Source organism: Arthrobacter sp. CJ23, from assembly GCF_024741795.1.
Lineage (GTDB): Bacteria > Actinomycetota > Actinomycetes > Actinomycetales > Micrococcaceae > Arthrobacter.
On sequence record NZ_CP102950.1, the window covers coordinates 2,678,108 to 2,701,880 of the forward strand.

The following is a 23,773-nucleotide window of genomic DNA, read 5'->3' on the forward strand; positions in this document are numbered from 1 at the left end:
TCCCAAGGCCCTTTTGCCGTGTGGTGGTCCAGCCGTGTGTGGCACAGTATGGATATGCCGGAACTTCCCGAAGTCCTCGGACTCTGCCGCTTCCTGGACACCCAGCTCCGCGGGACCGAGCTGACGAAGGTGCAGATCACCTCGTTCGCCGTCCTGAAGACGGCCGACCCGCCCTACTCGGCGCTGGAAGGCCGGACGATTGCCGGCGTCGAGCGCTTCGGAAAGTTCATCAGCCTGGACGCGGACGGACTGTTCTTCGTTTTCCATCTGGCCAAGGCCGGCTGGCTGCGCTACACGGAGAGCCCCAGCTCCACGCAGCTCCGGCTCGGCGGAAGCAACATCGCGGCGAGGCTCCTCTTCACCGCCGACAACGGCGCCAGACACATCGGCGTCGACCTGACCGAGGCGGGCACCAAGAAAAGCCTGGCCGTCCATGTGGTGCGGGATCCCCAACAGGTTCCCGGCATTGCCACGCTGGGGCCAGATCCGCTCGCTCCGGGCTTCGACGGGGACACACTCGCGGGGATCCTTGCCGGCAGTTCCCAGCAAATCAAGGGACTGCTGCGCAGCCAGAGCGTCATTGCGGGAATCGGCAACGCCTACAGCGACGAGATCCTGCATGCCGCGAAGATCTCGCCGTTCGCGATCGCCAAATCCCTGGACCAGGACACCGTGCACAGGCTCCACGAGGCTCTCGTCAATGTGCTGGAGACGGCGGTGCAGGCGACAACCGGCAAGACCTCCGGCGACCTGAAGGACGTCAAGCGGAGCAACTTCCGCGTCCATGCGCGCACCGGGCTGCCGTGCCCGGTCTGCGGGGACACCGTCAGGGAGGTGTCCTTCGCGGACACCTCCCTGCAGTACTGCCCCACGTGCCAGACGAACGGGAAAATCCTTGCGGACCGCCGGACGTCCCGGTTCCTCAAGTAGCGCCGGCTGGCTGCCTGCGGGGGTTAGTTGAATTCAGGCTTCTCGGTGCGGCTGCGCTTGAGTTCAAAGAAGTGCGGGTAGCCGGCCAGCGTGACGGCGGCGTCCCAGATCCGGCCGGCCTCTTCGCCGCGCGGGATGCGGGTGAGCACCGGTCCGAAGAACGCCGTGCCGTTGACAGCAACCACGGGGGTTCCGACGTCCTGGCCCACCAGGGAGATGCCGGCCTCGTGGCTGGCACGCAGCTTGGCGTCGAATTCATCGGACTCTGCATGGCGGGCCAGTTCGGCCGGAAGCCCGGTCTCGGCCAGGGCCTTGGCGATGACGGCGGTGAAGTCCTTGGTGCCGTCGTGGTGGATCTGGGTTCCCATGGAATCGTACAGGGGCTTGACGAACTGGCTGCCGTGGAGCTCCTGGGCGGCGATGATGACGCGGACGGGACCCCAGCCGATGTCCATCTTTTCGCGGTACTCTGCCGGTAATTCGCGTCCCTCGTTGAGGACGGACAGGCTCATGACGTGCCACTCGGTCTCAATACCACGGACGTCCTCCACTTCGCCGATCCAGCGGGACGTCACCCACGCGAACGGGCACATCGGGTCGAACCAGAAATCGGCCTTGTTGGCGGTCAGCTCGGGCACAGGGAACTCCTCGGTAGTACGTCAGGGGGCGCAGGCATGCGGACGGTCGTGAGTCCGCCACCGATTATGCCAACCGGGGCTCAGGCGGACTTATTCCGGCGCTTGGCGACGACTTCGTGCGCGATCATGGTGGGCTGTGCCTTCTTGGACACCACATCCGCGGTGATGACCACGCTGGCGATGTCGTCGCGGCTGGGCAGATCGAACATGACCGGCAGCAGGACTTCCTCCATGATGGCGCGCAGGCCACGGGCACCGGTGCCGCGTTCCAGGGCCTGGTCGGCAATGGCGTCCAGGGCATCGTCGTCGAACAAAAGTTCCACGCCGTCCAGCTGGAACATCTTCTGGTACTGCTTGACCAGGGCGTTCTTGGGCTTGGACAGGATCTGGATCAGGGCAGGGCGGTCAAGGTTGGAGACCGTGGTGATGACAGGCAGGCGGCCGATGAATTCGGGGATGAGCCCGAATTTGAGCAGGTCCTCCGGCATGACCTCGCCGTAGGTGTCCACGTTGTCCCGGGCCTCGTTGAGCGGGGCCCCAAAGCCGATTCCCTTCCGTCCCGAACGCGAGCCGATGATGTCCTCCAGTCCGGCGAAAGCACCGGCCACGATGAAGAGCACATTGGTGGTGTCGATCTGGATGAATTCCTGGTGCGGGTGCTTGCGGCCGCCCTGCGGCGGCACCGAGGCAACCGTGCCTTCGAGGATCTTCAGCAGCGCCTGCTGTACGCCCTCGCCCGAGACATCGCGGGTGATGGAGGGGTTTTCGCTCTTGCGCGAGATCTTGTCGATCTCGTCGATGTAGATGATGCCCTGCTCGGCCTTCTTGACGTCGTAGTCGGCGGCCTGGATCAGCTTGAGGAGGATGTTCTCGACGTCCTCGCCGACATAGCCGGCCTCCGTCAGCGCGGTGGCATCGGCGACGGCGAACGGTACATTGAGCCGGCGGGCCAGGGTCTGCGCGAGATAGGTCTTGCCGCAGCCGGTAGGGCCGATGAGCAGGATGTTGGATTTGGCGATCTCCACGTCCTCGTGGTGGGCGCCCTCGCCGAGGCTGCCGGTCTTGGGTGCGTGTCCGGCCTGGATACGCTTGTAGTGGTTGTAGACGGCCACGGCAAGGGAGCGCTTGGCGGGCTCCTGGCCGATGACGTATTCCTGCAGGAAATCGAAGATCTCACGCGGCTTCGGCAACTCGAAGCTGCCCAGATCCGATACTTCCGCGAGTTCCTCTTCGATGATCTCGTTGCAGAGTTCAATGCATTCGTCGCAGATGTAGACGCCGGGCCCGGCAATCAGCTTCCGTACCTGCTTCTGGCTCTTTCCGCAGAAAGAACACTTCAGCAGATCCGTGCTCTCGCCAATCCGAGCCATGTGTGAATCCCTTCGTTTCAAGCGGGTGGGGCGGCTGCGCCTGCGCCCAGATGCACGGCGCGGCCGCGGGGTGGCACCACCGTGACAACTTCCACTCTAGGTCACAATGGGCGCCTTGGGTTGAAACAGAACGCCGATGCGGTCCATATTTCGTGAACCGCACCGGCGTCGTTGGTGCAAGCTAGCGGCTGATCGCCTGGGGCTTGATCTTGCGGGAGTCAAGCACCTGGTCGATCAGGCCGTAGTCCATGGCCTCGGCGGCCGTGAGGATCTTGTCACGCTCGATGTCGTTGTTGACCTGCTCGGACGTGCGGCCCGAGTGGTGTGCCAACGTGTCCTCAAGCCAGGAGCGCATGCGCATGACTTCGGCAGCCTGGATCTCAAGGTCCGAGGCCTGGCCACCCTGGCCGCCGGAGAGGGCCGGCTGGTGGATCAGGACGCGTGCATTCGGCAGTGCGAGGCGCTTGCCGGGGGTTCCGGCCGCGAGCAGCACGGCGGCGGCGCTTGCCGCCTGGCCCAGGCACACGGTCTGGATCTCGGGGCGGATGTACTGCATGGTGTCGTAGATCGCCGTCATGGCGGTGAAGGAGCCGCCCGGCGAGTTGATGTACAGCGTGATGTCGCGGTCCGGGTCGGTGGACTCGAGCACCAGCAGCTGGGCCATGACGTCGTCGGCCGAGGCGTCGTCCACCTGGACACCCAGGAAGATGATGCGGTCTTCGAACAGCTTGGTGTACGGGTCCTGGCGCTTGAAGCCGTAGGGCGTGCGCTCTTCGAACTGCGGCAGGACGTAGCGGCTGGACGGGAGGTTACCGGCAGACCATCCGAAGTTGTAGTTCATGTTCATTGCTCCTGGTATCAGTGGTTCTTGGTGCCGGTTAGTTCGAGGAGTTCGAGGCGTTCTGGGTTCCGCCGCCGCCGGCGACGGATCCTGCGTGGGCCGAGATCTTGTCGAAGAAGCCGTATTCGAGTGCCTCGGTGGCCGTGAACCACTTGTCGCGGTCGTTGTCCTTGAGGATGGTCTCCACGGTCTGGCCGGTCTGTTCAGCCGTCAGCTCTGCCATGACTTTCTTCATGTGCAGGATGAGCTCTGCCTGGATCTTGATGTCCGAGGCGGTGCCGCCGATGCCGCCGGAAGGCTGGTGCATCAGGATGCGGGCGTTGGGCGTTGCGTAGCGCTTGCCCTTGGTGCCGGAGGACAGCAGGAACTGGCCCATGGAGGCTGCCAGGCCGGTGGCCACAGTGACGACATCGTTCGGGATGAACTGCATTGTGTCGTAGATGGCCATGCCTGCCGTGACGGAGCCGCCCGGAGAGTTGATGTACAGGTAGATGTCCTTGTCCGGGTCTTCGGCCGAGAGCAGGAGGAGCTGGGAGCAAATGGCGTTGGCGTTCTCGTCACGAACTTCTGAGCCGAGCCAGATAATGCGCTCTTTCAGCAGGCGGTTGTAGATGTAGTTGTCCTGGGCTGCCGGATCGACAGTTGCCATCCGGGGAGCCGCTGCGTGCTGTGACATAAGTACTTACCTCTCGCTGGTGCCAGTGACATCACTGAACTTCACTACTTGGACACTAACCGTTTTCGAAGGCGATTTGTTCTCCGGAATCGCGCTGTTCGCTGTCGGCGCACGATTGCGGAACCGCTCCGGAGCGCCGCCATTGCGGCGTTAAAGCAAGCCGCCCCCGGATCCACGGATCCGGGGGCGGCAGGCGGTGCTGCTAGAACTTCACGGCTGCGGGATCGTCGCTGGCGACGGTCTCTGCTTCTTCTGCTTCTTCTGCTTCTTCGACAGCGGGAGCCTCTTCAGCTGCCTCACCGGCGGGGCGGACGAAGTCGCTCAGGTCGACCTTGTTGCCCTCGGAGTCGACAACCTCTGCCTGGCCCAGGACCACGGCCAGAGCCTTGCGGCGGCGGACCTCGGAAACCATCATGGGAACCTGGCCGCTCTGATCGATGATCTGCGCGAACTGGTTCGGGTCCATGCCGTACTGGCTGGCGGTGGTGACGATGTAGTCGATCAGCTCGCTCTGGCTGACGTTGACTTCTTCCTTGTCCGCGATGGCGTCCAGGATGACTTCGTTCTGGAAGGCGCGCTCGGTGTTGGCCTTGACCTCGGCGCGGTGCTCCTCGGTGTCGTGGTCACCTTCGCCGTGGGCGTTCTCCGGGGAGAAGTGCGCTTCGATCTGCTCGGCAACGACGGAGTCCGGCACGGGAACCTCGACGAGCTCAACGAGCTTGTCCAGGACCTTGTCGCGGGCCTCGACGCCCTGGCCGACAACCTTGGACTCGGCAGCCTGCTTGGCGAGGTCTTCGCGCAGTTCGGCAAGGGTGTCGAACTCGGAAGCCAGCTGGGCGAAGTCGTCGTTGGCCTCGGGAAGCTCGCGCTCCTTGACGGCCTTGACAACAACCTTGACCTGGGCTGCTTCGCCGGCGTGGTCGCCGCCCACCAGTGTGGTGTCGAAGATTGCCTCTTCATCGGCAGAGAGGCCGGAAACTGCCTCGTCGAGGCCTTCCAGCATGGTGCCGGCACCAACCTGGTAGGACAGACCGGTTGCGGAGTCGATGTCAGCGCCATCGATCGTGGCGGTGATGTCGATCGTGAGGAAGTCGTCGTTCTTGGCGGGACGCTCGACGGTCTTGAGCGTGCCGAAGCGGCCGCGCAGTTCGTCAAGGGCCTTGTCGACGTCGGCGTCGGAGGACTCGGCTGCAGCAACCTCGACCTTGATGCCGGCGTAGTCCGGGAGTTCGATTTCCGGACGGACGTCGATCTCGACCTGGAACTTGAGCTCGCCATCGGTTGCGGACGGGTCCGGAACCTCGGTGATCTCGACCTCGGGACGGCTCAGCGGGCGAACGCCGGTTTCCTGGACAGCGGCCTGGTACCAGCCGTTGAGGCCATCGTTGATGGCGGTTTCCAGAACGTAGCCGCGGCCGACGCGCTGGTCGATCAGCTTGGTGGGAACCTTGCCCTTGCGGAATCCGGGGACCTGGATCTGCGAAGCAACGGTCTTGTAAGCGGCATCGATGCTCGGCTTCAGTTCCTCAAAGGGAACCTCAACGTTGAGCTTGACCCGCGTGGCGGTGAGGTTCTCGACAGCGCTCTTCACAGTCTAAGTACTCCTGGTTTTGTGGGTATGGGGTTCTGCTGTTTTCCGGATCGGAACACATGCACAGAGTCGGGGTGACAGGATTTGAACCTGCGACTTCCTGCTCCCAAAGCAGGCGCTCTAGCCAAGCTGAGCTACACCCCGTGAATGCACAGGACAGTCTACGGGCAAGCAAGCCGCGAATGCACATTTGACAGCTGCAGCCGAATTCGGTTTAGTTATACCCGGCTTCAACAGCCGCCGGAAAGACCACAGGAACGCCTCCATGGCGCCATGCGGTTGACCCCGGGGACGTAGCTTAATGGTAAAGCCTCAGTCTTCCAAACTGATTACGCGGGTTCGATTCCCGTCGTCCCCTCCACGAAGAAGGGCCCCTCAGCGAGGGGCCCTTCTTGCGTTTGGCCCTCAATTCCGGCAGCCCGCTCAGTTCTGGCAGCCCGCTCAGTTCTGGCAGCCAGGGCACCAGTACAGTTTGCGCGCCCCGATCTCGGTCAGGCCCACCGCCGTCCCGCAACTGCGGCAGGGCTGGCCATGCCGCTTGTACACATAGTGGGCCTCGTCGTCGTGGGGTACGTCCGTTCCGGCACCTTCCGTTCCGGTGCTCCACAGCTCCCGGGGCGTCGTAACAATCCGGCCGTCCCGGACACCGTCGGACATGGCCAGGACCGCGTCATCCCAGATGCGCTCCGCCGTTCCGGCGTCGATTGCGGTCCCCGGCGTCCACGGATCCACGCCCTGCCGGAACAGGATTTCGGCCCGGTAGATGTTCCCGACGCCGGCCAGGACGGCCTGGTCCATCAGCAGCAGCGCGACGGCGGTCTTGCGGCGGCGGAGGCGCCGCACGAATTCATCCCGGTCGCCCGGGACGTTGCGCAGCGGGTCCGGTCCGAGCCGGTCCAGCACGGCCTGCGCCTCGGCTTCGGTGGTGGCGGCGCAGGTGGTGGCCCCGCGCAGATCGGCCCAGCCATGGTCCGAGACCAGCCGGACCCGGACGGCCCCGACGGGTTCGGGCGGGCCCTGGTAGGAGCCCCCGCCGATGTCCTCGGAGGCCGCTTCGCGTTCGCCGATCCGCCGCGGAGCGCCGATGCTTGAGGCGCCGCGGAAGGACCCGTCCCCGCCGAAGTTCCAGGCGCCGTAGAGGCCCAGGTGGACGTGGAGGATGAGTCCATGGTCGAAGCGCAGGAACATCTGCTTGCCATGGGCCATGGCCTCCACCATGGTGTGCCCGCTGAGCAGGCCGGCGCCGGCGGTGAACCGCCCCTGCGGGCTGGAAACGTCCAGCCGCCGGCCGCCGAATACGTCCTGGAACTGCCGTGCCAGGCGGTGTACGGAATGCCCTTCAGGCACTATGCGAGGACTTCGCCGGTGGTTTCGTAGACGGCGATCTTGCCGATGCGGCGCACGTGGCGTTCATCGTTGCTGAACGGTTCCTGCAGGAAGGCCTCGATGAGTCCGGTGGCTTCCTCCACGCTGTGCTGGCGGCCGCCGACGGCGATGACGTTGGCGTCGTTGTGTTCGCGGGCCAGCTTTGCCGTGGACAGGTTCCAGGCCAGTGCGGCGCGGACGCCCTTGACCTTGTTGGCGGCGATCTGCTCGCCGTTGCCGGAGCCGCCCAGGACGATGCCGAGCGCGTGGACGCCGGCTTCCTGGTCCGCGACGACAGCGAGGGCTGCGTTGATGCAGAAGGACGGGTAGTCGTCCAGGGCGTCGTATTCCTTGGGTCCGTGGTCCACCACGTCGTAGCCCTTGGCGGTGAGGTGGCTTACCAGGTGGGCGCTGAGCTCCATGCCGGCGTGGTCCGTGGCAATGTGAACGCGGGGTGTGGTCACGGGAAGTCCATTTCGTTCTGGCGCGCCTATGCGGCAGCTGGCCGGGCGCGGCGGTGTGGGATGCGTTTCCTAGGTTACTAGGCTTGCCCGGGGCCGTGCGCCCGCGCGGCGGCCCTGTTGAGGATGCCGGCGAGTTCATCGGCGGTGGCTGCGTCCCCGGCGCTCAGCGCGACGCGCCGGCCGTTGAGTTTGCGGACGACGACGGCGGGGCCGCTGCTGACGAGCATGGCCGTGGCGTCGTCGTGGTGCCGCCAGCCCCACCCGCCGAAGTCGGCGGCCTTGACGTCCGCGGCCGCCGCACCGGCAATGTCCACGGCAGGAACCTTCAGCACCTTCAGCACGCCACCGGCGAAAACCTCGAGCCCGCCCCGGTCCGCACGCACCCTGGCGAACAGAAAACCGGCACCGAGCAGTGCCGCCAGGGCCAGCAGGCCGCCCAGCCATGGCACAGCCACTGCGATCAGCACGGCCGGGAACAGGCCGGCCACCACGATCATCACGAACACCGAACTGCGGGCATGCACCCACATCCGCAGGGAGTCCCTGGCCAGGGCGGGGTCCTCGCGCAGGATCCGCTCGGCCTCCAGGGCGAGGTCGTCTTCCGGGGTCCAGCGCTCGTCCGGTTTGAAGGCGAAGGCCATGACCACGCCAAGGGACACTGCGGCCCCGCTGCCCAGCGCCAGGACGATGGGGTCCACGTGGGACAAGCGCGCATCCGGCAGGCGCGACTGCCCCACGAGGCCGGCGGCCGCCACCGAGGTGACAAACAGGCTCATCATCAGCCCCAGCCCCATCATGATGCGGCGCATTGCCACTGGCCGGGCGATCGGGACGGCCTGGACGAAGACAAGCCAGCCCACCAAGGCGATCAGGCTTGCGGCACCGGCCACATAGGCGCCGAAGGGAGCGAAGGAACTGCCGCCGTCGGCGTTCCACATGATGGCCACCGGTTCCGGAAGGTCGCGGCGGATCAACAGCGCGGACACCACGAAGCCCAGCGCCAGCAGCAGGGGAAACCCCACGGCGAAGCGGAGGGCCCGGAGGTCCAAAGAGTCTCGGAACGTTCCCATGGCTCAACGCTACCCCCGCGGTGCGACACTGTGATCCACCACCTTGCCAACGGCCGAACTAGTGAAAGAATGACTTCACACCACCGGCGATGGCCACCGCCTGCCGGCACACCGAACCCACTGGAGGCACCACTTGCCAGGCCTTAATCTGACGCGCGCCGAAGCCGCCCAGCGCGCGGAACTGCTCAACGTCAAGTCCTACGATGTCACCCTCGATCTCACCAAGGGCGCCACGGTCTTCGGCTCCACCACCGTGGTCAAGTTCTCCGCCGTGCCCGGATCGTCCAGCTTCATCGACGCCGTCACCGAGACCGTGCACAGCGTCACGCTGAACGGCACCGAACTGGACCCTGCCGAGGTGGCCGACGGCATCCGCATCCAGCTTCCGGAGCTTGCCGCCGAGAACGAACTCACCGTGGTGGCCGATGCCCCGTACATGAACACCGGCGAGGGCCTGCACCGCTTCGTGGACCCCGTGGACGGCGAGGTCTACCTCTACACGCAGTTCGAGGTGCCGGACTCGCGGCGCATGTTTGCCGTGTTCGAACAGCCCGACCTCAAGGCGGCGTTCACGTTCCGGGTCACCGCGCCCTCGCATTGGGACGTCATCTCCAACTCCCCCACCCCTGCACCGGCGGAAACCACGCCCGGTGGCGACGGCGGCGCCCGTTCCGTCTGGGACTTCGCCCCCACGCCGCGGCTGTCCTCCTATGTCACCGCGCTGATCGCAGGCCCGTACCAGGCTGTCCGCAGCGAGGTCACCAGCGCCGACGGCCGCGTGGTGCCGCTCGGCGTGTTCGCCCGCAAGTCCCTCATGCAGTACCTCGACGCGGAGAACATCTTCGAGCTCACCCGCCAGGGCTTTGAATTCTTCGAGGCACAGTTCGGCTGCCCGTACCCGTTCGAAAAGTACGACCAGCTCTTCGTGCCCGAGTTCAACGCCGGCGCCATGGAGAACGCCGGCGCCGTGACCATCCTGGAAGGCTACGTCTTCCGCGGCAAGGTCACCGGCGCGCAGGTGGAACGCCGCGCCATCACCGTGCTGCACGAACTGGCGCACATGTGGTTCGGCGACCTGGTCACCATGCGCTGGTGGAACGACCTGTGGCTCAACGAGTCCTTTGCCGAATACATGTCCCACCTGGCGGCCGTCGAGAACACCGTCTTTGACCGGGCCTGGACCACTTTCGCCTCCGTGGAGAAGTCCTGGGCCTACCGCCAGGACCAGCTGCCCACCACACACCCGATCTTCGCCGAGATCAACAACCTCGAAGACGTCGAGGTGAACTTCGACGGCATCACCTACGCCAAAGGCGCCTCCGTGCTGCGGCAGCTGGTGGCCTGGGTGGGCCCCGAGGAGTTCATGTCCGGCGTGCGTGCGTACTTCGCCAAGCACGCCTGGAAGAACACCGAGCTGGCCGACCTCATGGTGGAACTCGAAGCAGCCAGCGGCCGTGACCTGGACGTGTGGGGCAAGCTCTGGCTCGAAACCGCCGGCGTCAACACCCTGGTCCCGGAGATCTCGGTGGACGCCAACGGCACCATCGCCTCGTTCGCCATCCTGCAGTCGGCCATCGAGGACCAGCCCACCCTGCGCCCGCACCGCCTGGCGGTGGGCTTCTACAACGTCTCCCCGAACGGCAAGCTGGAGCGCGTGCACCGCGAAGAGCTCGACGTCGACGGCGCCCGCACCGAGGTGTCCGCCCTGGCAGGCCTGCAGCGCCCGGAGCTGATCCTGCTCAACGACGACGACCTCGCCTACGCCAAGGTCCGGCTCGACCCTGCGTCCCTCGCCACGGCCAAGGCGCACCTGAAGGACTTCGCCGCCAGCCTGCCCCGCACCCTCGTGTGGGGTTCGGCCTGGGATGCTGCCCGCGACGGAGAAACCCCGGCCCGCGGCTACGCCGAACTGATCCTGGCCAACATCGCCCACGAGAGCGATTCGTCAGTGGTCCAGGTCCAGCTGCGCCAGCTCGCGACCACCCTGACGTACTACGTGGCCGCCGAGCACAAGGATGCCGCCACCGTTGCCGCGGCGGACAAGCTCTGGGAACTCGCGTCCACGGTGGAAACCGGCTCCGACGCGCAGCTGCAGTTCGCCAAGTCCTTCGCCCTGCTGGCCCGCAGCAGCGGGCAGCTGGACACCATCCAGTCCCTGCTGGACGGCACATCAACGCTTGAAGGCCTCACTGTGGACCAGGACATGCGCTGGGAGCTGCTCGCCGCCCTGGTGGCTGGCGGACGCGAGGGGCAGGAGCGGATCGACACCGAACTGGAGCGGGACAACACCGCCAACGGCCAGAACGCTGCCGCGCTGGCCAAGGCGGCCATCCCCACCCCGGAGGCCAAGGCCGCGGCCTGGGAATCCATCGTGGTCACGGGCGAGCTGTCCAACGCCCTGCAGGGTTCCGCCGTCACGGGCTTCATGCGCGTGGCGGATACCGCACTCCTGGAGCCCTACGCGGAGAAGTACTTCGACGCCGTGCCCGGGATCGTGAGGGACCGCACGCACGCGCTGGCCCAGCAGATCGTCGTCGGGCTCTACCCGGCCCAGCTGACCACGCAGGCCACAGTGGACCGCACAGACGCGTTCCTGGCTGGCCTGCCGGAGGAAAGCGCCGCCCTGCGCCGCATGATGCTGGAAAACCGCGACGGCGTTGCCCGGGCCCTGAAGGCCCGCGCCGCGGACGTCTAAACCACCCTGGCCCCGGTTCCGCCAAGGGACCGGGGCCAGTTGGGTGCCCCATTAGACTGTCCGCATGAGCTTGGCTGAACACCACTATTCGCTGACCGTGCGCTGGACCGGAAACCTCGGCGAGGGCACGTCCTCGTACCGGGGCTACGCGCGCGACCACGACGTCGAGATCCCCGGCCTGCCCGTCCTCAAGGGCTCCTCCGATCCGACATTCCACGGGGACCGCAGCCGCTACAACCCCGAGCAGCTCCTGCTCGCGGCCCTGTCGCAGTGCCACATGCTGTCCTTCCTGCACGTCGCGGTGAAGCACGGCGTGGTGGTGACGGACTACGTGGACAACGCCCAGGGCCTCATGCGCCTGAACCGCGACGGCAGCGGCCAGTTCGAATCAGTCACGCTGAAGCCTCAGGTCACGGTGGCCGATCCCGGCCATGTTTCCCTCATGGCCCAGCTCCATCACGAGGCCAACGCGGTCTGTTTCATCGCCCGGAGCGTGAACTTCCCGGTCCTGCACGAGCCAAGCACGACGGCGGCCGCGGCCTAGCCTGCCAGGAACTCGGCGAGGAGCCGCTGCTCCGTGGCGGAGCGCAGCCCTGCCTTCCGTTCCCGGTCCAGGCCGCGGGCCCGTTCGTCCTCCAGGGTGTCCCGCACGGTTTCCTGCCACGGCCGCAGCGCCAGGCCCAGCTCGCGGGCTGCTGCGTTGGGGCGTGCCGAGAAGCCATCGTGGCCTGACGGCAGCCAGAGCGGGAGCGAGTCCTTTCCCGCCCAGTACTGGACGCCGTGCTCCACCAGCCAGTCCTCGCCGGCCACCACCGTTTCCCCGAGGGGGCCGGCCAGGCGCCGCGACTCGTCGATGTACTCGCCGAACGGCACCACATCTCCCACGGCGTTGAAGGCGCCCGTGACCTGCTGCTCCGCGGCGTACAGAATCCAGGCCGCCAGGTCCCTGACGTCGATGATCTGCGTGGCGTGGTCCGGGATGTCCGGCAGCAGCACCGGATCCTCGGCGCCTGCGAAACGGGCAGGCCAGTAGCCGTAGCGGTCGGAGGAATCCCCCGGTCCGCCGATCAGCCCGGCCCGGACGATATGTGACTTCTCGCCCGCCAACTCCACGGTCAGCTGCTCGATGGCGGACTTGGACTCCCCGTACGTTTCGGGGCTTGAATCCTCATCGACGGGCAGGGGCGGCAGGAGCTCTGCATCCTCCCTTTCGCCCGGCACGGAATGCCCGGCGTACACCGAGCAGCTGGACACAAACGTCCAGTGGGCGGTCCGCGGCCCCAAGGCTTCCAAGGCCTGCCGCGCCTGGCGCGGCTCGCGCGAAACCTCCACCACGGCGTCCCACCCGCCTGCCACCCCGGCGTAGGCTGTGGCGCCCTCGGAACGGTCGGCACGGACCCAGGCCACGCCGTCGGGCGGTCCGCCGGAGCTGCCTCGCGCCAGGCAGGTGACCTCATGCCCGGACGCGACCGCCTGCCGGGCGGTTTCTGCTGAGAGGAATGCCGTGCCGCCGAGAATCAGGATGCGCATGGGGCCACGCTACGGCGATAGTGTTGGCTGAGGACAGAGGGTTCAGCGCCCGGCGAACACGGGCCTGCCTGGACAAACCATCAGCAACAGTGAGGAGCGGCCCCGCAGATGTACGGCACGCCATTGACCTTGGCCACTGAAACGGCTGCACGCGGGATCGACGCTGGGGGGATCCTGGTCACCCTCGGCATCGGGCTGGTTGTCTGGCTGCTGTCCCGCTTCACCATCCTGCGCATCACGCGCCGTGTGGCCGAGGGCAGCACTTTCTTCAAGAAGCCGCATTTCAAGTGGGTCCAGCCGGCCATCCGCGCCCTGGACCACGAGCGGCGGGCCCAGCGCGCCCACACGATCGGTTCGCTGCTGACCAGCGTGGTCAGCGTGGCCGTGGTGGTCATCGTGATCATCTACGTGCTCAAGTTCCTCAACGTGGACATCGCGCCGCTGCTGACCAGCGTGGGCATCCTCGGCGTGGCCATCGGCTTCGGCGCCCAGCAGCTGATCCGGGATTTCCTGGCCGGCATCTTCATCACCATCGAGGACCAGTACGGGATCGGCGATGTGATCGTGACCGGCGAAGTGGTTGGTACCGTTGAATCGGTGGGCCTGCGCATCACCCGTGTCCGCGCGGAGGACGGCGCCATCTGGTACCTGCGCAACGGCGAGATCCTGCGCGTGGGCAACCGCTCGCAGGGTGACTACGTGCCGGAGGAACCGCCCGCAGCGGATGACGACGGCGGCCCGGGAGCCGCGGTTGCGGCGCCGACGCGCCCCGCCACGGATATAGACGAGAAAGCAAGTGAGTGACATGACCAGCCAACAGGAATCCGCAGCGCCCCAGCCGGAGCAGCGCCGCCAGCTGATGCAGAACGATCCCTTCAGCCAGCCCGCCTACACGGACAGCTTCTATGCGGCCATCGGCGGACACGAAACCTTCGTGAAGCTCATCGACGTGTTCTACGACGGCGTGGCCGGGGATCCGCTGCTTCGCCCGATGTATCCGGAGCAGGATCTGGAGCCGGCCAAGCGGCGCTTCCTCATGTTCCTGGAACAGTACTGGGGCGGCCCCACCACCTACGGCGAGGAACGCGGCCACCCGCGCCTGCGCATGCGCCACATGCCTTTCCGGGTCACGCCGGAGGCCAAGGACCGCTGGCTTTTCCATATGCGCACCGCCGTTGATGCCCTCGAGCTGTCGCCGCTGCACGAAGGCACGCTCTGGGACTACATGGAACGGGCAGCACTGAGCATGGTCAACAGCCCCTCGGTGGTCTGACCCGGGTTCCGGGCGGCTTGTGGGCTCGTCCTTGGGCTGGTTCCTTGGCCTTGGCTAGCGGACCAGTCCCAGCCCGGCACCGGTCCGGACCAGGATGTGGCCGCGGCTGCCGCTGAGGCGGAACCAGCGGCCGTTGCGGAAGAGGCGGTGCTCGCCGTCGCCGAGGAAACCGAGAGCAAAGGCAGCAAAGGCTGCGCCCGCAGGCACACCTGCCACTCCCGGGAGTTCCCGGCCCCAGACAGCGGCCCGCGCATTGTTGACGATCGCGGCACCCGGCTGCTCCGGTACGATCCCGGCCACCTCCGCGATCCCGGCCTCCGCCGCCGCCTTCAGATCGGCGTCGGACACCGCCCCAATCGGCTCCCAGCCGCCGCGCGGCGCCCCGACGCCCGCCCAGGACTCGGTGACGGTCGACGGCGGAACGGGCAGCTCCACGTCGTCGGCCTCTGCACGCGCCAGGCGGTCGGTGATGGACGCGAGCGTCACGGTGACATCAAGCTCTGCCGGCTCAGCCAGGCCGATGGTCCGCAGGCCCAGGACCGTGGGGGTGGACTCCCCCAGAATCCGCGGCCTCAGGACGCACACGTAGGCGGCAAGCACCGCGCCCGCGGCCTGCAAGCGGATGGCGCCGTCATCGATGCTCTTGGCGCGCGTGACGAAGGTGCGGAGGTCTGCAAGATCGCGGGGATCGGCGAAACGGAGGGGCTGGGTCAGGAGATCGGACACGTCACCGACTCTACCGGCATGTCGGCGGTTGAGCGGTGTTGGGGCGCCGTCTAGAGTCGAACCATGACTGACGCGTACATCGGCCTTGACGAAGAGGCCGCCATCGATGACCCCATGGATACGCTGATCGGGCTGCTCGACCTGGGCAGCCTCGACGGTGCCCGAACGGACGAAGACATTTTCCTGGGGCCCTCCCAGAGGCAGCCGCGCCACCGGGTCTTTGGCGGCCAGGTGCTGGCCCAGTCAATGATGGCCGGAATGCGGACCGTGGAGCCGGACCGCGTGGCCCACTCCATGCACGGGTACTTCCTCCGGCCCGGCGACGCCAACAAGCCCATCACCTTTGGCGTGCAGCGGCTGCGCGACGGCCGCTCGTTCTCGGCCCGCCGCGTGCACGCGTACCAAGACGGGGTCCCCATCCTGTCCATGATCGCCTCGTTCCAGCACGAGGACGACGGGCTGGACCACCAGTCCACCATGCCCGCAGGCATTCCGGACCCCGAATCGCTGCCGAGCACGGCCGATCTGCTGGCCCGGTATGACAACCCGATGGCCCGCCATATGTCTTCCGAGCGGCCCTTCGACGTGCGGCACGTCGACCCCGCCCTGTATGTCTTCGCCCCCACCGAGAAGGTGGCCACCAACGCCGTCTGGATGAAGACGGTCGGCCCGCTCCCGGATGCTCCCAATCTGCACCGGGCGGCCCTGGCCTACGCCAGCGACTACACCCTGCTGGAGCCCGTCCTGCGCAAGCATGGCCTGGCCTGGATGACCCCGGGCATGAGCGTCGCCAGCCTGGACCACGCCATGTGGTGGCACCGCCCCGTCCGTGTGGATGACTGGCTGCTGTACGTGCAGGAATCCCCCAGCGCCCAGGGCGCACGCGGGCTGGCCACCGGCAAGATCTTCGACCGCAGCGGCGTGCACGTTGCCACGGTGGCACAGGAAGGCATGCTGCGCGTGCCCGAGGAGCTGCAGAGCAGGAACACGGCGCAGGCCTGAGCACGCCTGACACACAGCACGTCCTCCGCACTCATAGCAAGGAAAGCATCCCTGCATGCAGGAAACCCCGCCCGGAACATATTCCGTGCGGGGTTTCCTGTTGCTGACGCGTGCGCCGGCTGCCGGCGGTCTACCGGCCAGTGGGCGACTAGTCGCGGGTGAGGCGGCGATGCGTGACGCGGTGCGGCTTGGCCGCATCCGCGCCGAGGCGAGAAATCTTGTTCTCTTCGTAGGAATCGAAGTTGCCCTCGAACCAGTACCACTTGGACGGGTTCTCGTCGTCGCCTTCGTAGGCCAGGATGTGCGTGGCCACCCGGTCCAGGAACCAGCGGTCGTGCGAAACCACCACGGCGCAGCCGGGGAATTCGAGCAGCGCGTTTTCAAGGCTGCTCAGGGTCTCGACGTCGAGGTCGTTGGTGGGTTCGTCAAGGAGCAGCAAGTTGCCGCCCTGCTTGAGGGTCAGTGCCAGGTTGAGGCGGTTGCGCTCACCACCGGAGAGCACACCTGCCTTCTTCTGCTGGTCCGGGCCCTTGAAGCCGAAGGCCGCAACATAGGCGCGGGATGGCATTTCGACGTGGCCCACCTGGATGTAGTCGAGGCCGTCCGAGACGACCTCCCACAGGGTCTTCTCCGGATCGATGCCGCCGCGGCTCTGGTCCGCGTAGGAGATCTTGACAGAGTCACCGATCTTCAGTTCGCCGCCGTCCAGGGGCTCAAGGCCAACGATGGTCTTGAAGAGCGTGGACTTGCCGACGCCGTTGGGGCCGATGACGCCCACGATGCCGTTGCGGGGCAGCGTGAAGGAAAGCCCGTCGATCAGCACGCGGTCGTCGAAGCCCTTCTGCAGGTTCTTCGCTTCCAGGACGAGCCCGCCCAGGCGCGGTCCCGGCGGGATCTGGATTTCTTCGAAGTCAAGCTTCCGGGTGCGGTCCGCCTCGGCAGCCATTTCCTCGTAGCGGGCCAGACGGGCCTTGGACTTGGTCTGGCGGCCCTTGGCGTTGGAGCGCACCCACTCGAGTTCCTCGGAAAGGCGCTTGGCCTGCTTGGCGTCCTTCTTGCCCTGGACCTCAAGGCGGGCACGCTTCTTCTCCAGGTAGGTGGAGTAGTTGCCTTCGTACGGGTACAGGTGTCCGCGGTCCACTTCGGCGATCCACTCTGCAACGTGGTCGAGGAAGTACCGGTCGTGGGTCACGGCCAGCACGGCGCCCGGGTAGCTGGAGAGGTGCTGTTCCAGCCACAGGACGCTTTCGGCGTCGAGGTGGTTGGTGGGTTCGTCGAGGAGCAGCAGGTCCGGCTTCTGGAGCAGGAGCTTGCAGAGCGCAACGCGGCGGCGCTCACCACCGGAGAGCATGGTGACTTCGGAGTCGGCCGGCGGGCAGCGGAGGGCGTCCATGGCCTGTTCGAGCTGGGAATCGAGGTCCCAGGCATCGGCAGCGTCGATGGCTTCCTGCAGCTTGCCCATTTCCTCGAGGAGGACGTCGTAGTCGGCATCCGGGCTGGCCATTTCCTCGGAGATTTCGTTGAAGCGCTGGATCTTGCCGTAGATCTCGCCGACGCCTTCCTGGACGTTGCCCAGGACGGTCTTTTCCTCGTTCAGCGGGGGCTCCTGCAACAGGATGCCCACGGTGTAGCCGGCGCTGAGGCGGGCCTCACCGTTGGACGGGGTATCCAGCCCGGCCATGATCTTCAGGATCGTGGACTTGCCGGCACCGTTGGGGCCAACAACGCCGATCTTCGCGCCGGGGAAGAACGACATGCTGACATCGTCCAAAATAAGTTTGTCGCCAACGGCCTTGCGAGCCTTGGTCATCGTGTAAATGAATTCCGCCATGCCGTTAAATCTAATGGGTAGGCGTGCTTAACTCACATTCGGGCTCCCGGACGGGACCCTAGCGTGAATCCCCGACGAAGCACTTGCCGCTTGCCAGGACCGGAAGTACGGTCACGGCCACGGCGCCGTCGCGTACCTGCCCTACAACGCAATTCCGGCCGGAAGGTGTGGCGGCCTCGATCGCGTCGACGTCCAGGCCTGTGGGCGTCCGGCTGACGGACACCTCCAGGGTTCCGGCAGGAATACCGGCGGCGAGCAGGGCGGTCCGGAGCTGGTCCTGCCCCGGCTTCGGGTTGGCCGCAGCCAAAGACACGAGGGTGGATTCCAGTGTTGCCTTCAGCTGGGCCGTTGCCGGATCCAGGCCGGTCTGGGATGGTGCCGGAGTCCCGGTGGCTGGCGCGGTGGCACTTGAGGAGGCGGAGCCCTGAGTGGCGGGCGTCGCAGCGGGAGGCTGCTGTGCCGGAGCCATGCAGGCCGACAATGCCAGGGCCACAGCCGCGGCCGCGAGCGCCAGGTATCCAGCGGAGCCGCCCTTGGCCGTTGGTTTGGTCTTTGTTTGGTGGGGTGCCCGGCTCATCACCTTGCCATTGTGTCATTGGAGCCGCGCCGGGCGGCGCCACGGGGTTTGGCGGCACGTTGCCCAGATCGCCCGCTGCGCTATGATGCCCGCTCTGTGGTGCGGCAGCGCCACGGGGAAACGTGCCGCACCACAGGCGCCCTGCACGCCTTTGCCCGCCCCAGCGGGCACGGCGGTTCAAGCGTCGGTCTCCACCAACTCACCCGTTCCGGTGTCGACCAGCAGCGATTCCCCGTCCTCGTCGTCGGACAGAAGCTCAAGCGAGCCCGTGGACGGCACTGAGTCCTCGTCGTCCTCGGGGGGCGCCTGCTCTCCGTCCTCCCCCGGCGTCCAGGCATTGCTTTCCGGGGATCCGGCTGCAGCGGCCGCCGGTGTGGCGGTGCTTGCCATCCGCGTGAAGTTTGCCGAGCCCCACATGAGGTCGTGGCCCACGGTTTCGGCGTCGATCTCGGCAACGTGGTAGATCTTCCCTTCACGCTCCCACTGGCGCAGCTTGAGCTTTCCCACCACGATGATGCGCTGTCCCTTCTTGACACTGCAGCCGATGTGGCCAGCCAGGTGCCGGAAGGATTGCACCGTGAACCAAGTGGTGTACATTTTTGGTCATGACAAAATCGGCGCTCTACCTCAGGATCAGCAAGGACAAGACCGGCGAGGCCCTGGCCGTGGATCGACAGGAAAAGCTCATCCGCGCCATGCTCAAGGGCAAGGGATGGGAAGCCGGTCCCGTCTATACAGACAACTCCGTCAGTGCTACCAGCGCACGCGCCAAGCGCCCTGCCTACGATCAGATGCTTGCCGACTGGGAAGCCGGGGAGTTCGACGCTATCAGCTCGTATGACCTTGACCGGCTCTACCGGCACCCTACGCAGCTTGAGCACCTGATCGAACTGGCCGAGTCTCGCGGACTGTTCCTTGCCACGTGCGCCGGAGACGCTGACCTCTCCACCGACAACGGGCGACTCTTTGCCCGTATCAAAGCATCCGTAGCCAAGGCCGAGACAGAACGACGGAGCGCACGACAGAAGGCCGCATTTGCCCAGAGCCGGGACGCTGGCAAGCCTCACTGGTCAAAGAGGCCATTCGGATTCCAGATGGACGGGAAGCACGTCAAGCAGGAAGCTGAGGCAGTCAAGACCGTTGCCGGGATGCTACTGGAGGGGCAGAGCATGGCCGATTGTGTCCGCTGGATGAATGAGCAGGGCATCACATCCACCCTTGACAAGCCGTGGCAGAACACGACGCTTCACCGAGTCATGACCTCTCCGCGCATTGCGGGACTCCGCGTCTACAAGGGCGAAGAGATGGATGGAAACTGGCCGGAGATCATCAAGCCCGAGACGTGGCGCGGGGTGTGCGCAATCCTCAAAGATCCCAAGCGAGCAGTGACCAAGCTCAACAGTCGGGAAACCCTGCTGAGTGGACTGCTTACCTGCTCCGTATGCCTTGGCAAGTGCTACGGGACACGCGTCACCAAGGCCAGCGGCAAGCGTAAGGAAATGTGGTCTTACCGGTGCACCAATTCCGCGCACGTGGCAAAGACGATGAAGCGTACCGATGACCACGTCATCTTGAAGACGCTTGCCGCGCTGGCATTCATGGATACCGGAGAAGTTGAAGCCGATAAGCAGGAGCTAGAAGGACTGAGGGCCGCACGCGCAACTGAGGTCCAGGAATGGGCGCAGTGGCAGGAAGAGGCCGCAGAGGAAGGCCTCAGGCCGTCCGAGTACCGCAAGCCCCGCGAGAAGCACGAAGCCCGCCTTGCCGAGATTGACGGGAAGCTGACCGAGCTACAGACCGTCTCCCTTGTCAGGGTTGCCACGGAAGATGAAGCAGCGGAAGGGATTGAGCTGGTTTTCCAGTGGGACGAGATGAGTCTGGCCAAGCGCCGAAGGATCATCCAGAGCGTCTGGAAGTCGATCACGTTGGTAAAGACCGCCAAGGGCGTCCGCTGGAATCCGGAACATGTTGCGCTGGAGAGCCGCACAGCTTAGTCGCGCAGCTACTCAACGCGTCGCGACACGCCGTGATGACGCGACACGCCGGTGCACAAATGTGGCTAACTCATCCACAGGGTGTGGATTTCATCTCCAGATTTGGCGGAATCACGGACATTTTGAGGCACCCGGCCTGTGGATGAGCGGTGCATTAAATGACATACTTGTAATACATCATCTTGGGGTTCCGCCTAGGTACTTGCACTACATGTAGTATCGAAGCATGGCCTTGAGGTCATGAAAAAAACCCCAGGGCAACCGCCTTGGGGAACGCGGCTACCGACTGGGGCTTATATCTCTTGGTAGGAGACTATGAGCTTACACCGAGCCAAGGGCGCGGACGCAAGTCCGTGACGCCGAGACTCGACCAGCGGGGCCACCTGAACATGACAGGAGCCAGCCATTGGCTAGCTACAAGCCGGGGCAGGACGCCCCTTTGTCCGGACAGTACGAAATCGTGGGACCGCGTGGCGGCCGCACTGGCGAAGAGCGGACGGCAGTGAGGGGCAAGACCCTTCCTCCGACGCCCAAGTCAGGACAGGCCTACGTGCCTGTTGACCCCACCAAGAACGGAGCTGGCAAGCCTAAGAAGTAGGCCAGCCGCAGACCCCCGTCACTCTACGGAGTGGCGGGGATTTCTGCTTGGCGGGAATTTGGATGATTCCCGATTTATTGATAGACTCCCACCTTCTCGGAAATCTTCCGAAGCGAACCCCCGGCCTTCACTGGCTGGGGGTTCTGTCGTTTCCAAGGAACTCTCATAGTCTATGGCGATTTGGTTGACAAATGGGTGTGCCAGCAGTATCATGTCGCACCTTCCTGAAGATGTGGTATACTTATACATGTAGCAATCAATTAAGTCAATAGCCTAGAGAGAATCGTTATGAACCGATCACCACGGGCCGAGGCGCAACGCAAGGTCACCCTTGCTGAAACCCTCTTCGACCGAATGGTCAAGAAGCAGGAAGCAGCCAGAGCCGAGTACCGCACAAGAATCCAGAGGCTCCGCACGGAGCTGGCAACCGCAGAGAAAGCAGAACCAGATGAGCGAAACAACACCAAGCCGCTACGACGCAGCAATTAGGGACATGGCAGAGAATCCGGGAAGGACTCGATACAGCGAACGCCTAGAGCAGCTGAAGTCCCGACCCAAGACCGAGCTTGAGCTAGCGATTGAGGAGCTGGAACCAACCACTACAAACTTCGATGGAAGTGCACCCCAGTCTTCGATCATCGAATACCTGTGGCGCAAGGTCCAACAGCTTGAGTCCCGACTAGAAGAGCAAGCAGAGCCTCAGACCGTCTGGACGCAAGTAAAGCGTCTAATCCAGTAGAGAAGCCCCCGGCAAGCCGGGGCACCCGGTTACCCGCCTGCCAAGCGGGGCCAAGTTCAACTCAAAGAAAAGTCAAAGCGAAAGCAGGTCACATGACCGAACCACTACAAAGAAGGAACCACCCACATGGAAACCACCGCAACTACCCCTAACCGCGCTCTGCCGCCGAAGTTCAACGAGACAGACCCCGCAGTAGCAGCCGCCGACAAGCTGGCCTACGAACGCAAGTTCCTTGAAGGTCTCCGTGAAGAGTTGAAGGACTGGCGCAACTCCTCCAACCGCAGCGTTGTACTGGCGAAGGCCAACCAAGATCACTTCTGGAAGCGCTACGACTTCCACGGCAAGCTCATGCACGTCGATATGCCCAAGGTAGCCACCATGGAGGAAGTCGAGGCCTACGCCGATCAGGGCATCCCTACGTGGCTTATGCACGGCGACAGCAAGACCGCGTTTGGACCTCAGGCACTCTTCAACATGGTTCACGAAGCTCAGGAATTCCAGCGCCGTGAGATCATCCTCACCGTTGAAGCCGAAGAGGCCAAGGCATCCAACCGCCTCAAGTCCGTAACGGACATGCTGAAGACTCCGGAAATCAACTGGCTTGTTCAAGACAAGATCCATGCAACCGGGCTATGCCAGATCTTCGGCGCATCTTACGCCGGTAAGACCGTGCTGACTCTGGATCTCGTGATGAGTTGGTGCGCAGGCCTTCCCGAGTGGCAGGGATACAAGCTCAACAACAACGGCGAATCGCAGGATGCCGTCTACGTCGCCGCTGAGGGTGGTGCGGCTGTCTCCGTGCACGTTGACGCTTGGCTCAAATTCCACTCCGACGTTGACCCTTCCCGACTTGACGGCCTGCTGTTCCTTGACGGCGGCGACGGTGACCACATGTTCCTGGGCATTGGCAAGGCCGAAGTAGATGCCACCGACTCATGGGCACACCTCCAGCAGGAAATCATCACGGCGAACATTGCTCCATCGTTGATGGTCTTCGATACACAGATTGACCTTGCTCCCGGCGTGGATGAGAACTCCAACACGGACATGGTTGGTGTGCTCCGTGAGGTCAAGCGCCTTGGTGACACGTTCGGCTTCATGGCTATCGTCATCCACCACACCGGCCACGACGGCAACAAGGCCCGTGGTGCTTCCGGAATGATGGGCAAGTGCGACTCACAGGCCAAGCTCACAGTCATTGGCGAGAAGTCCGGTAAAGCCAAGCTCGAATGGACGAAGGTCAAGGGCCGCGCTATCCCTAAGGACTCCATCAGCTACCACATCCAGGGCGTGGACCACATCCCGGACCTCAATTCCGAAGGCGCAGTGTGCATCCCGATTGGCAAGATGGAAGCAGTCATCTCCGAATACACAGCCAAGCAGCCCGATCCGGACACCATCCGTCAGTTCATGGTTGCTGCCTCCGGTAAGGCGCTGTCCCGTCGTTCGCTGGCTGACGCGGTAGGTATCGACAGGAACAACAAGGGGTTCAAGGATGCCGTGGATTGGATGATCTACTCAGCAATGCTTCAGGAGACCGGCGAAGGCCGTAACAAGCTCATCTCACTTGCTCCGTTTGCTGTAGTCCCTGAAGATCCGTCTATCAACGGATAGCTGGTTGGTTGGTTGGATCTAGGTAAAACCAGCCAACCAACCAAAAATTGGGGATGTGAGTTGGATGGTTGGTTTGGTTGGGGGGGGCTTTAGCCCCAACCAATAACCAATCCAGACAACCATCAGTACCCAGCAGTACAAACGACGCAATGACGTAGTGACGCTCCATGCCGGATACCCGGCGAACTTCAACCGCTGGAGCGGAAATGAACTACAACATCGACACACTGCCAGACGCCGACCACAGAG

22 protein-coding genes and 2 tRNA genes are annotated in these 23,773 nt (G+C 64.7%); 10 read left to right on the top strand and 14 right to left on the bottom strand.

The features are described from left to right. Nucleotides 1-54: 54 nt before the first annotated feature. Nucleotides 55-930: an Fpg/Nei family DNA glycosylase gene (locus NVV90_RS11815; protein ID WP_258437489.1), complete on the top strand. Its 876-nt coding sequence runs from the start codon at nucleotides 55-57 to the stop codon at nucleotides 928-930. A 23-nt stretch (nucleotides 931-953) separates the two neighbouring features. Here NVV90_RS11815 and NVV90_RS11820 read toward each other — a convergent pair whose 3' ends face one another. The 6 genes from NVV90_RS11820 to NVV90_RS11845 all read right to left on the bottom strand — a co-directional run bounded on the left by NVV90_RS11820 (nucleotide 954) and on the right by NVV90_RS11845 (nucleotide 6,190). Then, complete coding sequence (locus NVV90_RS11820) at nucleotides 954-1,523, bottom strand: disulfide bond formation protein DsbA (protein ID WP_258441153.1); 570 nt, start codon at nucleotides 1,521-1,523, stop codon at nucleotides 954-956. A gap of 125 nt (nucleotides 1,524-1,648) precedes the next feature. Next, nucleotides 1,649-2,938 (bottom strand): ATP-dependent Clp protease ATP-binding subunit ClpX, encoded by a 1,290-nt coding sequence (gene clpX / locus NVV90_RS11825; protein WP_258437490.1) that lies wholly within the window; start codon nucleotides 2,936-2,938, stop codon nucleotides 1,649-1,651. 181 nt (nucleotides 2,939-3,119) lie between these two features. Then, complete coding sequence (locus NVV90_RS11830; RefSeq protein WP_258437491.1) at nucleotides 3,120-3,779, bottom strand: ATP-dependent Clp protease proteolytic subunit; 660 nt, start codon at nucleotides 3,777-3,779, stop codon at nucleotides 3,120-3,122. Nucleotides 3,780-3,816: 37 nt separating this feature from the next. Continuing rightward, a complete protein-coding gene (locus tag NVV90_RS11835; RefSeq protein ID WP_258441154.1) occupies nucleotides 3,817-4,428 on the bottom strand; it encodes an ATP-dependent Clp protease proteolytic subunit in 612 nt (203 codons plus the stop codon). Nucleotides 4,429-4,657: 229 nt separating this feature from the next. Further along, nucleotides 4,658-6,046 (bottom strand): trigger factor, encoded by a 1,389-nt coding sequence (gene tig / locus NVV90_RS11840; RefSeq protein ID WP_258437492.1) that lies wholly within the window; start codon nucleotides 6,044-6,046, stop codon nucleotides 4,658-4,660. 69 nt (nucleotides 6,047-6,115) lie between these two features. Then, nucleotides 6,116-6,190, bottom strand: a tRNA-Pro gene (locus NVV90_RS11845). Nucleotides 6,191-6,333: 143 nt separating this feature from the next. On the opposite strand from NVV90_RS11845, the gene NVV90_RS11850 reads away from it, so the two are divergent. Beyond that, nucleotides 6,334-6,407, top strand: a tRNA-Gly gene (locus NVV90_RS11850). An 80-nt stretch (nucleotides 6,408-6,487) separates the two neighbouring features. Here the strand turns inward: NVV90_RS11850 and NVV90_RS11855 are convergent. From NVV90_RS11855 to NVV90_RS11865, 3 genes are all read right to left on the bottom strand, one after another. Continuing rightward, a complete protein-coding gene (locus tag NVV90_RS11855; RefSeq protein WP_258437493.1) occupies nucleotides 6,488-7,393 on the bottom strand; it encodes an Fpg/Nei family DNA glycosylase in 906 nt (301 codons plus the stop codon). Further along, entirely contained in the window at nucleotides 7,393-7,833 is a 441-nt protein-coding gene (locus NVV90_RS11860; RefSeq protein ID WP_258441155.1) for a ribose-5-phosphate isomerase, read from the bottom strand. Before NVV90_RS11860 ends, NVV90_RS11855 begins: the two co-directional genes overlap by 1 nt. Nucleotides 7,834-7,952: 119 nt before the next feature. After that, nucleotides 7,953-8,945, bottom strand: a complete 993-nt coding sequence (locus NVV90_RS11865) for a hypothetical protein (protein ID WP_258437494.1) — start codon at nucleotides 8,943-8,945, stop codon at nucleotides 7,953-7,955. 133 nt (nucleotides 8,946-9,078) lie between these two features. On the opposite strand from NVV90_RS11865, the gene pepN reads away from it, so the two are divergent. After that, nucleotides 9,079-11,640: an aminopeptidase N gene (gene pepN, locus NVV90_RS11870; RefSeq protein WP_258437495.1), complete on the top strand. Its 2,562-nt coding sequence runs from the start codon at nucleotides 9,079-9,081 to the stop codon at nucleotides 11,638-11,640. 64 nt (nucleotides 11,641-11,704) lie between these two features. Further along, entirely contained in the window at nucleotides 11,705-12,184 is a 480-nt protein-coding gene (locus NVV90_RS11875) for an OsmC family protein (RefSeq protein WP_258437496.1), read from the top strand. Here NVV90_RS11875 and NVV90_RS11880 read toward each other — a convergent pair. Next, on the bottom strand, nucleotides 12,181-13,170 hold the full coding sequence (locus NVV90_RS11880; RefSeq protein WP_258437497.1) for an NAD-dependent epimerase/dehydratase family protein: 990 nt from the start codon (nucleotides 13,168-13,170) through the stop codon (nucleotides 12,181-12,183). The two genes, NVV90_RS11875 and NVV90_RS11880, sit on opposite strands and share 4 nt — an antisense overlap. Before the next feature lie 108 nt (nucleotides 13,171-13,278). Between NVV90_RS11880 and NVV90_RS11885 the strand changes: the two genes are divergently transcribed. Further along, nucleotides 13,279-13,974, top strand: coding sequence for a mechanosensitive ion channel family protein (locus NVV90_RS11885; RefSeq protein ID WP_258437498.1), 696 nt, complete (start codon nucleotides 13,279-13,281; stop codon nucleotides 13,972-13,974). A gap of 1 nt (nucleotide 13,975) precedes the next feature. Beyond that, on the top strand, nucleotides 13,976-14,443 hold the full coding sequence (locus tag NVV90_RS11890) for a globin (protein ID WP_309304054.1): 468 nt from the start codon (nucleotides 13,976-13,978) through the stop codon (nucleotides 14,441-14,443). A gap of 54 nt (nucleotides 14,444-14,497) precedes the next feature. Here the strand turns inward: NVV90_RS11890 and NVV90_RS11895 are convergent, their stop codons facing one another. Continuing rightward, nucleotides 14,498-15,169: a hypothetical protein gene (locus NVV90_RS11895; protein WP_258437499.1), complete on the bottom strand. Its 672-nt coding sequence runs from the start codon at nucleotides 15,167-15,169 to the stop codon at nucleotides 14,498-14,500. A gap of 63 nt (nucleotides 15,170-15,232) precedes the next feature. Here NVV90_RS11895 and NVV90_RS11900 point away from each other — a divergent pair, with 63 nt between their 5' ends. Next, nucleotides 15,233-16,171 (top strand): acyl-CoA thioesterase II, encoded by a 939-nt coding sequence (locus tag NVV90_RS11900; protein ID WP_258437500.1) that lies wholly within the window; start codon nucleotides 15,233-15,235, stop codon nucleotides 16,169-16,171. Between the two features lie 148 nt (nucleotides 16,172-16,319). Here the strand turns inward: NVV90_RS11900 and ettA are convergent, their stop codons facing one another. The 3 genes from ettA to NVV90_RS11915 all read right to left on the bottom strand — a co-directional run bounded on the left by ettA (nucleotide 16,320) and on the right by NVV90_RS11915 (nucleotide 19,176). Further along, complete coding sequence (ettA, locus tag NVV90_RS11905) at nucleotides 16,320-18,002, bottom strand: energy-dependent translational throttle protein EttA (RefSeq protein WP_258437501.1); 1,683 nt, start codon at nucleotides 18,000-18,002, stop codon at nucleotides 16,320-16,322. Nucleotides 18,003-18,060: 58 nt separating this feature from the next. Further along, on the bottom strand, nucleotides 18,061-18,579 hold the full coding sequence (locus tag NVV90_RS11910; RefSeq protein WP_258437502.1) for a DUF6993 domain-containing protein: 519 nt from the start codon (nucleotides 18,577-18,579) through the stop codon (nucleotides 18,061-18,063). Nucleotides 18,580-18,756: 177 nt separating this feature from the next. Beyond that, a complete protein-coding gene (locus NVV90_RS11915) occupies nucleotides 18,757-19,176 on the bottom strand; it encodes a single-stranded DNA-binding protein (RefSeq protein ID WP_258437503.1) in 420 nt (139 codons plus the stop codon). Nucleotides 19,177-19,184: 8 nt separating this feature from the next. On the opposite strand from NVV90_RS11915, the gene NVV90_RS11920 reads away from it, so the two are divergent. The 3 genes from NVV90_RS11920 (at nucleotide 19,185) to NVV90_RS11930 (ending at nucleotide 23,524) form a co-directional block, all read left to right on the top strand. Continuing rightward, nucleotides 19,185-20,573, top strand: a complete 1,389-nt coding sequence (locus NVV90_RS11920) for a recombinase family protein (protein ID WP_258437504.1) — start codon at nucleotides 19,185-19,187, stop codon at nucleotides 20,571-20,573. Nucleotides 20,574-21,619: 1,046 nt separating this feature from the next. After that, nucleotides 21,620-21,910: a hypothetical protein gene (locus NVV90_RS11925; RefSeq protein ID WP_258437505.1), complete on the top strand. Its 291-nt coding sequence runs from the start codon at nucleotides 21,620-21,622 to the stop codon at nucleotides 21,908-21,910. A 126-nt stretch (nucleotides 21,911-22,036) separates the two neighbouring features. Then, nucleotides 22,037-23,524 carry an AAA family ATPase gene (locus tag NVV90_RS11930; RefSeq protein ID WP_258437506.1) on the top strand — a complete coding sequence of 496 codons (1,488 nt, stop codon included), beginning with the start codon at nucleotides 22,037-22,039 and terminating at the stop codon, nucleotides 23,522-23,524. The last annotated feature ends 249 nt before the right edge of the window (nucleotides 23,525-23,773 follow it).

Bases quoted from the DNA above. Each gene is read 5' to 3' on its own strand.
- NVV90_RS11885 (WP_258437498.1), top strand. From the start codon at position 13,279: ATGTACGGCACGCCATTGACCTTGGCCACTGAAACGGCTGCACGCGGG.
- NVV90_RS11925 (WP_258437505.1), top strand. From the start codon at position 21,620: ATGAGCGAAACAACACCAAGCCGCTACGACGCAGCAATTAGGGACATG.
- NVV90_RS11860 (WP_258441155.1), bottom strand. From the start codon at position 7,833: ATGGAGCTCAGCGCCCACCTGGTAAGCCACCTCACCGCCAAGGGCTAC.
- NVV90_RS11880 (WP_258437497.1), bottom strand. From the start codon at position 13,170: ATGCGCATCCTGATTCTCGGCGGCACGGCATTCCTCTCAGCAGAAACC.
- NVV90_RS11820 (WP_258441153.1), bottom strand. From the start codon at position 1,523: ATGTGCCCGTTCGCGTGGGTGACGTCCCGCTGGATCGGCGAAGTGGAG.
- NVV90_RS11835 (WP_258441154.1), bottom strand. From the start codon at position 4,428: ATGGCAACTGTCGATCCGGCAGCCCAGGACAACTACATCTACAACCGC.
- ettA (WP_258437501.1), bottom strand. From the start codon at position 18,002: ATGGCGGAATTCATTTACACGATGACCAAGGCTCGCAAGGCCGTTGGC.
- NVV90_RS11815 (WP_258437489.1), top strand. From the start codon at position 55: ATGCCGGAACTTCCCGAAGTCCTCGGACTCTGCCGCTTCCTGGACACC.
- NVV90_RS11930 (WP_258437506.1), top strand. From the start codon at position 22,037: ATGGAAACCACCGCAACTACCCCTAACCGCGCTCTGCCGCCGAAGTTC.
- NVV90_RS11890 (WP_309304054.1), top strand. From the start codon at position 13,976: ATGACCAGCCAACAGGAATCCGCAGCGCCCCAGCCGGAGCAGCGCCGC.
- NVV90_RS11830 (WP_258437491.1), bottom strand. From the start codon at position 3,779: ATGAACTACAACTTCGGATGGTCTGCCGGTAACCTCCCGTCCAGCCGC.
- NVV90_RS11900 (WP_258437500.1), top strand. From the start codon at position 15,233: ATGACTGACGCGTACATCGGCCTTGACGAAGAGGCCGCCATCGATGAC.
- NVV90_RS11865 (WP_258437494.1), bottom strand. From the start codon at position 8,945: ATGGGAACGTTCCGAGACTCTTTGGACCTCCGGGCCCTCCGCTTCGCC.
- NVV90_RS11915 (WP_258437503.1), bottom strand. From the start codon at position 19,176: ATGTACACCACTTGGTTCACGGTGCAATCCTTCCGGCACCTGGCTGGC.
- NVV90_RS11875 (WP_258437496.1), top strand. From the start codon at position 11,705: ATGAGCTTGGCTGAACACCACTATTCGCTGACCGTGCGCTGGACCGGA.
- NVV90_RS11910 (WP_258437502.1), bottom strand. From the start codon at position 18,579: ATGAGCCGGGCACCCCACCAAACAAAGACCAAACCAACGGCCAAGGGC.
- clpX (WP_258437490.1), bottom strand. From the start codon at position 2,938: ATGGCTCGGATTGGCGAGAGCACGGATCTGCTGAAGTGTTCTTTCTGC.
- NVV90_RS11920 (WP_258437504.1), top strand. From the start codon at position 19,185: ATGACAAAATCGGCGCTCTACCTCAGGATCAGCAAGGACAAGACCGGC.